Source organism: Posidoniimonas polymericola (genome assembly GCF_007859935.1).
In the GTDB taxonomy this organism is placed as follows: Bacteria; Planctomycetota; Planctomycetia; order Pirellulales; family Lacipirellulaceae; genus Posidoniimonas; species Posidoniimonas polymericola.
The window spans coordinates 72,594-82,446 of record NZ_SJPO01000018.1; the positions used below are offsets into that span (position 1 = coordinate 72,594).

General features: G+C 65.4%; 7 protein-coding genes. 3 read left to right on the forward strand and 4 right to left on the reverse strand.

The annotated features are described in order from the left end of the window. Positions 1–187 precede the first annotated feature (187 nt). On the forward strand, positions 188–3,805 hold the full coding sequence (gene dnaE, locus Pla123a_RS23965) for a DNA polymerase III subunit alpha (RefSeq protein WP_146591804.1): 3,618 nt from the start codon (positions 188–190) through the stop codon (positions 3,803–3,805). An 82-nt stretch (positions 3,806–3,887) separates the two neighbouring features. Here the strand turns inward: dnaE and Pla123a_RS23970 are convergent, their stop codons facing one another. Further along, positions 3,888–4,157, reverse strand: coding sequence for a GlsB/YeaQ/YmgE family stress response membrane protein (locus Pla123a_RS23970; protein ID WP_146591806.1), 270 nt, complete (start codon positions 4,155–4,157; stop codon positions 3,888–3,890). A 265-nt stretch (positions 4,158–4,422) separates the two neighbouring features. Between Pla123a_RS23970 and Pla123a_RS23975 the strand changes: the two genes are divergently transcribed. Then, a complete protein-coding gene (locus tag Pla123a_RS23975) occupies positions 4,423–5,982 on the forward strand; it encodes a hypothetical protein (RefSeq protein ID WP_146591808.1) in 1,560 nt (519 codons plus the stop codon). Here Pla123a_RS23975 and sdhB read toward each other — a convergent pair. Then, positions 5,960–6,802 (reverse strand): succinate dehydrogenase iron-sulfur subunit, encoded by an 843-nt coding sequence (gene sdhB / locus Pla123a_RS23980; RefSeq protein ID WP_231956622.1) that lies wholly within the window; start codon positions 6,800–6,802, stop codon positions 5,960–5,962. The two genes, Pla123a_RS23975 and sdhB, sit on opposite strands and share 23 nt — an antisense overlap. A 294-nt stretch (positions 6,803–7,096) precedes the next feature. Between sdhB and gap the strand changes: the two genes are divergently transcribed. Next, the gene (gene gap / locus Pla123a_RS23985) at positions 7,097–8,116 is read left to right on the forward strand and encodes a type I glyceraldehyde-3-phosphate dehydrogenase (protein ID WP_146591812.1); all 1,020 of its coding nucleotides are present in this window, start codon (positions 7,097–7,099) and stop codon (positions 8,114–8,116) included. A gap of 183 nt (positions 8,117–8,299) precedes the next feature. Here gap and Pla123a_RS23990 read toward each other — a convergent pair whose 3' ends face one another. Next, a complete protein-coding gene (locus Pla123a_RS23990; RefSeq protein ID WP_146591814.1) occupies positions 8,300–9,193 on the reverse strand; it encodes a PhzF family phenazine biosynthesis protein in 894 nt (297 codons plus the stop codon). Next, positions 9,190–9,579: a RidA family protein gene (locus Pla123a_RS23995; protein WP_146591816.1), complete on the reverse strand. Its 390-nt coding sequence runs from the start codon at positions 9,577–9,579 to the stop codon at positions 9,190–9,192. The genes Pla123a_RS23990 and Pla123a_RS23995 overlap by 4 nt, the downstream gene beginning before the upstream one ends. Between the last annotated feature and the right edge of the window lie 274 nt (positions 9,580–9,853).

The window sequence follows — 9,853 nt, forward strand, 5'->3', positions numbered from 1 at the left end:
GGGCGTTTGACGTTGGCGATTTAACGCAGCGGGCGAATCCTGCAGGTTTTTCGGCCGATTGGCGGCGCCTCCACGCCGCCGCTAGAATGCTGGAGCGTGCTCGAAGCTACCGAGAACTGAGACACCTGGGCTCTGTTCCACCCGCCCTGCCCTGCTCCCGCATTCTTGAGGAAGGACCCGCCGCACGATGGATGCGAAGCCGTTCGTTCACCTGCACTGCCACAGCCACTACAGCCTGCTCGACGGCGCCAGCCCGATCAAGAAGCTGGTAGGCAGGGCCAAGGAGCTGGGCATGAACGGCCTGGCCCTGACCGACCACGGCAACCTGTACGGCGCGCTGGAGTTCTACCGCGCCTGCAAGGACCAGGGCATCAACCCGATTGTCGGCTACGAGGCGTACATCGCCCCAGGCAGCCGCCGCGACCGCGGCGGCGCGTCCAGCAGCAAGGCGGCCGCCTACCACCTGACGCTGCTGGCCCAGAACCGCACCGGCTTCCAGAACCTGGTGAAGCTCGCCAGCCGGGCGTACCTCGAGGGCTTCTACCACAAACCGCGGATCGACAAGGAGATCCTCAAGCAGTACTCCGAGGGCATCATCTGCTTGTCGGGCTGCGTCAGCGGCGAGCTGAGCCGCACCCTGCTGGCCGGCGGAACCACCAACGAGGCCCTCAAGCAGGGCGAGCAGATCGTCCACTGGTTCCACAACACCTTCGGCGACCGCTACTTCCTCGAGATCCAGAACAACGGCGTCGAGATCCAGCGGCAGGCGCTCGAGCTGACGGTCGACCTGGCCAACCACATGGGCATGCCGCTGGTCGCCACGTCCGACGCCCACTACGTCAACCAGGAGGACGCCGAGGCGCAGGACGTCCTGTTGTGCATCAACACCGGCCGGTACCGCACCGACACCAACCGCATGAAGATGGAGGGCGACCAGTTCTACCTCCGCGGCCCGGAGGACATGTACGCCGCCCTGCCCGGCCACGAGGACGCCCTCGCGCGGAGCCAGCAGATCGCCGACTCGGTCGACCTCGAGCTGGAGCTCGGCAAGCGGTTCTTCCCGACCTTCACCGCGCCGGGCAAGGACGAGCCCGACATCAAGGAGAGCGAGGCCTACCTCCGCGAGCTGGTCATCAAGGGGCTCAAGGAGCGGTACGCCGACACCCCGCACCGCTGGCAGGACGGGGTCGCCCCGGGGCCCGAGCACGCGACCGGCGAGCTGTCCGAGGAGGTCATGGCCCGCATCGACCGCGAGCTGCACGTGATCAACACGCTCGGCTTCCCGGACTACTTCCTGATTGTGTGGGACTTTGTCCGCTTCGCCGTGGCGAGCAACATCCCGTGCACGGCGCGTGGCTCCGGCGTGGGCTCGATCGTCTGCTTCGCGCTGAAGATGAGTCACGTCTGCCCGCTGGAGTACGACCTGCTGTTCGAGCGGTTCCTGGACATCAGCCGGCTGGAGGCGCCGGATATCGACATCGACTTTTGCAAGGAGCGGCGGGTCGAGGTCATCCAGTACGTCAAGGAGAAGTACGGCGAAGCCAACGTCGCACAGATCGGCACGTTCGGCACCCTGGCGGCCCGCGCGGCCATCAAGGACGTCGGCCGCACGATGTCGATGCCGATCTTCCGCGTCGACCAGATCACCGCGATGATCCCCGACCAGCTCGGCATCAGCCTCGACAAGGCGCTGGAGCAGTCCGACGAGCTCAAGACCGCCTACGAGGGCGACCCCGAGATCCGCGAGCTGCTGGACCTGGCCCGCAAGATCGAGGGTCTGGCGCGCAACGTCGGCACGCACGCCGCCGCGGTGGTGATCGCCAAGGAGCCGGTCAGCGAGTACGTGCCGCTGCAGCACGTCAAAGGCAAGACCGAGGTCATCACCCAGTGGTCGATGAACGACGTCGAGGACGCCGGCCTGCTGAAGATGGACTTCCTCGGCCTCCGCAACCTAACGATCCTGGCCCGCAGCATCGACCTGATCGAGGAGTCGACCGGCGAGCGGATCGACCCGTACAAGTTCCCGCTGGACGACAAGCCGTCGTACGCCCTGCTCTGCCGCGGGGAGACCAAGGGCATCTTCCAGCTCGAGTCCGGCGGCATCCGCGACCTGCTGCAGCGGATGCGTCCCGACAAGTTCCACGACATCATCGCGACCGCCGCGCTGTACCGGCCGGGCCCGCTCGAGGGGGGCATGGTCGACCAGTACATCGAGGTCAAGCACGGCCGCCGGCCCGCCGAGTACCCGCACCCGGTGATGGAGGAGGTCCTCGCCGAGACCCACGGCGTCATGGTGTACCAGGAACAGGTGATGCGGATCCTGAACCTGCTGGGCGGCATCGAGCTGTCCAACGCGTACAAGTGCATCAAGGCGATCAGCAAGAAGAAGCTGCCGATCATCGCCAAGTTCCAAGAGCAGTTTATCGACGGCGCGCAGGAAAAGGGGCTCGACAAGAAAAAGGCCGAAGAGCTGTTCGGCATGATCGAGAAGTTCGCCGGCTACGGCTTCAACAAGAGCCACTCCACCGCGTACGCCCTGATCGCGTACATGACCGCCTACCTCAAGGCGCACTACCCGGTGCAGTTCATGGCCGCCCTGCTGTCGGGCGACATCCCCGGCCGCAACTTCAAGAGCAAGGACGCGCTGGTCGAGCACCTGGAGGACTGCGAGCGGATGGAGATCGAGGTGGTCCCGCCGGACGTCAACACCTCGTTCGTCGACTTCGCGGTCCGCGAGGGCCGGATCTTGTTCGGCCTGTCCGCCATCAAGGCGTGCGGCGGCGGCGCCGCCGACGCGGTGGTCGCCGAACGCGAGGCCAACGGCCCCTACACCGACCTGTTCAACTTCTGCGAGCGCGTCGACCCCCAGTCGTGCAACCGCGCCACGGTCGAGACCCTCGTCAAGGCCGGCGCGTTCGACTCGTTCGGCGCCGACCGCGCGCGGCTGATGGCCGGCGTCGAGCGGGCGATGCAGTCCGGCGCCTCGGCGATGGCCGACCGCCGCAGCGGCCAGAAGGGCCTGTTCGACGAGGCCGAGGACGAAGCGACCGAGGACGCCTGCCTCGACCTTCCCGACGCCGCGCCCTGGGAGGAGAAGCAGCTGCTGACCTACGAGAAGGAGGTCCTCGGCTACTACCTCTCCAGCCACCCGCTGGCCGAGTACGAGCAGATCCTGCGGACCTACGCCACGCACACCAGCAAGAGCCTGGGCAACCTGGAGCACCGCAGCGAGGTCGTGCTGGGCGGCATGCTGGCCGCCATCAAGATGAGCCACACCAAGAACCCCAAGCCCGGCATGCCCAGCAAGTACGCCATGTGGGACCTGGAAGACCTCGACGGAATCGTGCGGTGCATCATGTGGCCCGAGCAGTTCGCCCAGTTCGGCGACCAGGTCGTGGGCGACGCGATCGTCGGCATCCGCGCGGTGGTCGACCGCCGGCCCGGCGCCGAGGAGGTCAACCTGATCATCAACGAGCTGATGCCGGTCGCCGAACTCGAGACCCGCTTCACCAGCGGCGTCACCATCATGGTGGACGAGACCCGCCACGGCGCCGAGGGGCTCAAGACGCTCCGCGAGATCGTCCGCGGCTACCCGGGCAAGATGCCGCTCAAGCTCCAGCTGATGCTGGCGGACGGCGGCGCGGTGATCCTCGAGAGCGGCCGCCGCGTGAGCCTCGAGGCCGAGCTGCGCCACCGCGTCGAGGAGTTCCTGTCGCCCGGCTCGTTCCGCCTGACCAGCGCCCCGCCCAAGCCCACGCCGCCGCCCCAGAACGGCCGCGGCCGCCGCGCGATGGCGGGGGCGTGAGCGGCGCGAGACAAGTGCAAAAAGAAACGCCGCGGGCAGACGGGCCCGCGGCGTTTTGTCTTTTCGGTTGTCGCCGTTTGCGTTACACAGTCGCGTTCCGCTTGCCGGCGTAGATCGAGATCAGCAGCGCGATCACGGCGCCGATCACCGACATGATAAAGCCCGAGGCCTGCACCAGCTCGCCACCGGCGAACATGTAGCCGATGAAGCCGCCCACGAACGAGCCGATGATGCCCAGCACCATGGTGGCCAGCGTGCCCATCGCCTGACGGCCCGGCACCAGCAGTCGCGCGATCGCGCCCGCAATCAAACCAAACACGGCCCACACGATACACGCCCAAATAAGTCCCATCGTTTTTCCCTCCGGTTGAGTGCTGAAACTGGTCGTTGGTGAATCGGGTCGTTGACCCGTTGAGTGGCTGGCCTGATGAGAAGCAACGGCCGTGCCAGAAGCGGAACGGACCATTAAACACCGGTAATCTAGGCGGCAGGTGGCCGGCCGCTGTCCAGGGTGGCAGCCGCGAGGCCAGCATTTGTTGACTCGGCGTGCGGCCGCTGCCATTCTGGAGGGACCGAACGGTCTTCTTGTTTTCCTCTCCCTCCCGAGACCCGCTGTCATGCGAGCCCGCCAATTGGGTCGCGGCGTGCTGCCGGCTGTGCTGCCGGTGCTGCTGTTCTCAGCGACCGTCCACGCGGCCGTGACGGTTGTCGGCGTCGTGAACCCCAATCCGGTCGTCGACGGCCAGGATGTCGAGATCGGGGTGGGGGCGTATGGCGAGGTGATCGTCGATGGCGGCTCTGTGCTGGCCTCCGCCGCCGTGAAGCTCGGCGTCAGGAACAACCAAGTCGACCTCAGCGTCGGTATTGCCCGGGTGAGCGGCCCGGGGTCCCGATGGGAGATGCAGGGTCTGCAGCTCGAGGGTTCTCTCCGCTCCCTGCTCGAGGTGACCGGCGGGGCGCAGGCGCAGATCGGCTCCTTCAACGAGTATGGCGGTGCGCTCCGTGAGTTCCGCGTCAGCGGCGAGTCCTCGGTGCTCGCCATCGGCGGGGCGTTCGGCTACCAGTCTCAGGGTCTCAGCGCCGACGTTGAAGTTGCGAGCGGCGGCTTGCTGACCGCCAATGAGGTCTACTTGGGCGAGTTGGCGCGCCTTGCCCTCGACGGCGGCGCGGTGGTGACCGGCAACTTCGGCAATGACGGGCGTGTGTCGGGAGACGGTCGCGTCCGTTACAGTCAGATGGAGAGCGGTGGCAACTCGGGCGTCGTCGAGGTGGGCGGCGACCAGCGGCTGCAATTCGAATCCTTCCAGGGTTATCCGTTCCAGAACAACGGCGAAGTCGCGGTCGCCGGCGGCGAGTTTGTCGCCCTCCACGGCCTCCGCAACCGCGGCAGTTTCTCGGGTCCAGACGGCGCGGCCTCGATAACGCTGGAGGACGGCGTTGTGCGGGTGGGACCGAGCAACCGCCTCAACACGAACCTAGAGAACGAGGGCCGCATCGCCGCGATCGGCGGCGTCAACGATATCCACGGCAGGGTCGATTCGCGGGACGGCGCCTCGATCGCGGTGACCAACGAGAGCGTGCTGCGATTCCACGACAGCGTGCTGCTCGCGCAGAGCACGCTGAGCGTTTTCGCCGGCTCGCGGGCCGTGTTCTTGGACGGCCTCTCGCTGCAGAACGCCACGCTGTTCGCCCAGCTGCCGGGCGACGCCGGGGGCGGAGGCTACGGCGTCGCCGAGGTGGTCGGGCCGCTGGTAATCGACGGTCAGCTGCAGTTCTCGCTAGCGGGCTCCTACGCCCCCGAGCTGGGTGATGCGTTCCCGCTGATCACCGCCAGCGGCGGCGTCACCGGCGACCCGTTGCTCACGGCCGCGCCCGCACTCTCGGCCGGCCTGCGGTGGCAGGTCCAGACCGACGCCACAACGCTGTCGCTGGCGGTGGTGGAAGCCCTGCCGGGCGACTTCAACGCCGACGGCGTCGTCGACGCGGCCGACTACACGGTGTGGCGCGACAACCCGGGCGGCGCGTACCAGCCGAGCGACCTGCAGGCTTGGCGCGACAACTACGGCGCGACGATCGCCGCGACCCCGCCAACAAACAACGCCGCGCCCGAGCCGGGGGCGGCGTTGCTGTTGAGTCTGGTCGCAGTCGGCCCGCTTACCGCCCGAAGAACTTCTTGATCGAGTACACCGTCACCTGCCGCCCGGCGCGGGCGATGCTGCGGGTCAGCGGGATCTCCTTCGGGCAGACCGCGACGCAGTTCTGGGCGTTGCCGCAGACCTGCACGCCGCCGGGGGCCATCAGCTCCTCGAGGCGGTCGTCGGCGGCCATCTTGCCGGTGCCGTGCTCGTTGAACAGGATCGCCTGGCTGATCGGCGCGGCGCCGAGGAACGCGGTCGAGTACTCGGCTTCGCGGCGGGCCTCGAAGTCGGCCTCCGACTCGCCGGCCTTCTTCTTCACCTCGACCTTGGTGTACTGGGGGCAGGCCTCCATGCAGCAGCCGCAGGTCATGCACTCCGAGAGCGGGTAGCGGGTCTCCTGCTGGTCCTGGCTCTCCTTGGGCCCGGGGCCGCGGTCGTAGTAGTCGTCGACGCCGACCCACGCCTTGACCCGCTTGAGCGCGTTGAACACGCGGCCGCGGTCGACCACCAGGTCGCGGACCACGGGGAACTTGCTCATCGGCCGCAGCTCGATCTCACCGGGCGAGTCTTCCAGCAGCTTGTCGACCAGGGCCGAGCACGACTGACGCACCTGGCCATTGATCACCATGGTGCACGCGCCGCAGACCTCTTCGAGGCAGTTGCAGTCCCACGCGACCGGCGTGGTGTCCTTGCCGTCGGAGGTCTTGGCCATCGCGGCGATCTTCTGCAGCACGCTGATGACGTTCAGGTTGGCTTCGTACGGCACGCGGAACCGCTCCCAGCGGGTCGCTTCGCCGGGCGCCGATTGACGCTGGACCTTCACAATAAAGGACTTAGCGCCGGTCGAAGGGTTGCTCATGCCAGTCATCAGGGGCCTCTTGAGAGCGGTAGAAGAATTCGGGGGCCGGCGGTGGGTCCGGCCGCTACAGGATTCTAGGGGGTAGAGCGCCGATCGCCAACGGCGGGACGGCAAGCGGATAAAGTCCTCCAATATGCGCGAATCAGTGCTTTTCTTGCGCCCCTTTTGGGTACCCCACGACAGCAGTATAATTCGCTCGCTGGAAGGTTTTTTCCCAGGCATTACCCACCTGTCGGCCGTTTGCCCCACCTACTGGCTGACCCCGACGTATTGATTGAATCAGGAGATCCTACCGTGGCTACCAAAGTCGCCATCAATGGTTTTGGCCGTATCGGACGGCTGACGTTTCGTGGGCTGATGGAGCGGAGCGATGAGTTCGAGGTGGTCGCGATCAACGACCTCACCGACAACAAGATGCTCGCCACGCTGCTCAAGTACGACAGCACCCACGGCCGCTTCCCCGGCACGGTGGATTTCGATGACGAGCACCTGATCGTCAACGGCAAGAAGATCAAGGCCACCGCCATCCGCAACCCGGCCGAGTGCCCGTGGGGCGAGCTGGGCGTGGACGTCTGTGTCGAGTCGACCGGCGTGTTCGCCGCCGCCAAGACCGCCGAGAAGGCGGGCTACGACTCGCACCTCGACGCCGGAGCCAAGAAGGTCGTGCTCAGCCAGCCGGCCAAGGACGGCGCCGACCTGACCTGCGTGCTCGGCGTCAACGACGACAAGCTGACCGCCGACCACAAGTGCATCAGCAACGCCAGCTGCACCACCAACTGCCTGGCCCCGGTCGCCAAGGTCCTCCACGAGACCTTCGGCATCGAGCACGGCTTGATGACCACCATCCACGCCTACACGAACGACCAGAACGTGCAGGACCTGCCGCACGCCGACCCGTACCGGGCCCGCGCCGCAGCGATGAACATCATCCCGACCACCACCGGCGCCGCCAAGGCCGTCGGCCTGGTGATCCCCGAGCTGCAGGGCAAGCTCACCGGCTACGCCATGCGTGTCCCCGTGGTCACCGGCTCGGTCGTCGACCTGACGGTCAACCTCACGAAGGCCGCCAAGCCCGAAGAGATCAACGCCGCGATGAAGAAGGCCGCCGAAGGCCCGCTCAAGGGCATCCTCGCCTACACCGAGGACCCGATCGTCTCGACCGACATCATCCACGACCCGCACAGCAGCATCTTTGCCGGTCCGTGGACCACGGGCATCACCGACAAGATGGTGAAGATCGTGAGCTGGTACGACAACGAGTGGGGCTACAGCTGCCGCACGGTCGACCTGATCGCCAAGATCGCCGCGCTGTAAGGCGGGCCGCTTCGCTGAAAACCTAGAAAGCCCCGGTCGCTTGCGGCCGGGGCTTTTTTTCTGTGCGCCGGCTCCGGGCGGCGAAGCCGAGCTGGAGCGGCTCACGGGCGCAGGAGTCTTACGCCTGGGCGTTGAAGAACTGGGCTCACGGCGGGTGACAAAGAATCACCAGCTACCAGAAGTTTAGAAACCGCCACGGCCGGCTTGAATCAACACCGCTGTGCCTTTCACGATGATCCCTCCCGCGGCAGGGATGTCCACGGTCAACCTGCTCGGCCGTCCCATATCATCGCCTTGCTTGATGAGAATCTTAGCGGGTGCGGCTACTTGGCCTATCCCACGCAGATACCCGCCGAGAGCAGCCGCGGCTGCTCCAGTGGCGGGGTCCTCAATCACTCCCCCCACGGGGAACGGATTGCGGGATCGAAAAGTGTTCGCGTCTTCACGCCAGATTAGTTGCAGTGTGGTCAAGCCTTCCTGCAACATAAGCGACTTCAACCCATCAAAGTCGTAGCTTAATTCTGCCAAACGTTTCGCTTCGCTCACGGCAATGACGAGATGCCAATTCCCTGCAAATGCTTTGGCAGGAGGGATCGCCGGATCAAGGTCGGCGGCCTCCCAGCTCAACACTGACAACGATCGCGTGAGCAGCTGGGTACTGGCGGCTGAGTATCGAGGTTCTACCGACGTCAACGCCGCCTCGAGAACACCGTCGTGCGTGGTGACATCGACCCGCACGTCGCCCGCCGGAGTGTTTAGTCGATAGGCGCCATCCCCATGTGCTTGGCCGAGTGCAACGCCGATTGCAATGGTTGCGTGACCGCAGAAGGAGACCTCGGCCTCGGGACTAAAGAAGCGAACGGTGCGATCTTGTCCCTGAGAAGGCACTACAAACGCTGTTTCGGAGTATCCTACCTCTGTCGCTACTCGCTGCATCTCATCGTCGCCGAGAGGCGTATCGCCGATCCAGACCCCCGCAGGATTACCGGCCTGCGGATTGTCCGTAAATGCAGCTAAGCGAAGTAACTCGCCCTCCCCAACGGTTTCGGCCTCTGAGTGTCCCGTGGATTCGTTCATTGCTCAGGCCGCCGTGCGATCATCTCAATCTCCACTCGCGCACCGAGCGGGAGCTCCGCGACTCCAACGGTACTGCGTGCTGGAAATGGCGCAGTGAACCGTTGAGCGTACACCTCGTTCATCGCCTGAAAGTCGTCCATGCTGACGAGATAGACGTTGCATTTGACTACATGATTCATTGCAAGTCCGGCACTAGTGAGGACCGCTTCCAGGTTGTCGAAAACCCGCTTGGCCTGCTCCCCGACATGGCCTTCGATGAGCTTGCCTGTTGCTGGATCGAGCGGGGCTTGGCCGGACAGGTACAGGATTTCACCGGCCCACACTCCTTGCGAGTAAGGACCGACGGCCTCGGGAGCCTCGTTGCTGTGGACAGTTCGGAGCGTCACGGAGTTTCGTTCTCCTTGCAGATTCAACTGGACGGGGATACTGGTCGAGAGGTGCCGTGGTCCGCCCTCTAAGACCCTCTACGACGGCTGAGCTTCTCGTTGCGCGACTAAAATGGTATCGCAATGCTTGATGTTCAGTCAAATAGTGGAGTTGAACGAACCGGCGACATCCAACCTCCTTGGCGAAGCGGCGGGTGGCACCTTACGCCGTTAACCCTCTGACAGTAGTAAGATTGGTCTTGATGCGGTGGCTTGGTCGCCTTAGAGGCGGTGT

Coding starts and splice junctions, on each gene's coding strand:
- dnaE (WP_146591804.1), top strand. CDS start 188: ATGGATGCGAAGCCGTTCGTTCACCTGCACTGCCACAGCCACTACAGC.
- Pla123a_RS23990 (WP_146591814.1), bottom strand. CDS start 9,193: ATGAACGAATCCACGGGACACTCAGAGGCCGAAACCGTTGGGGAGGGC.
- Pla123a_RS23970 (WP_146591806.1), bottom strand. CDS start 4,157: ATGGGACTTATTTGGGCGTGTATCGTGTGGGCCGTGTTTGGTTTGATT.
- sdhB (WP_231956622.1), bottom strand. CDS start 6,802: ATGAGCAACCCTTCGACCGGCGCTAAGTCCTTTATTGTGAAGGTCCAG.
- Pla123a_RS23975 (WP_146591808.1), top strand. CDS start 4,423: ATGCGAGCCCGCCAATTGGGTCGCGGCGTGCTGCCGGCTGTGCTGCCG.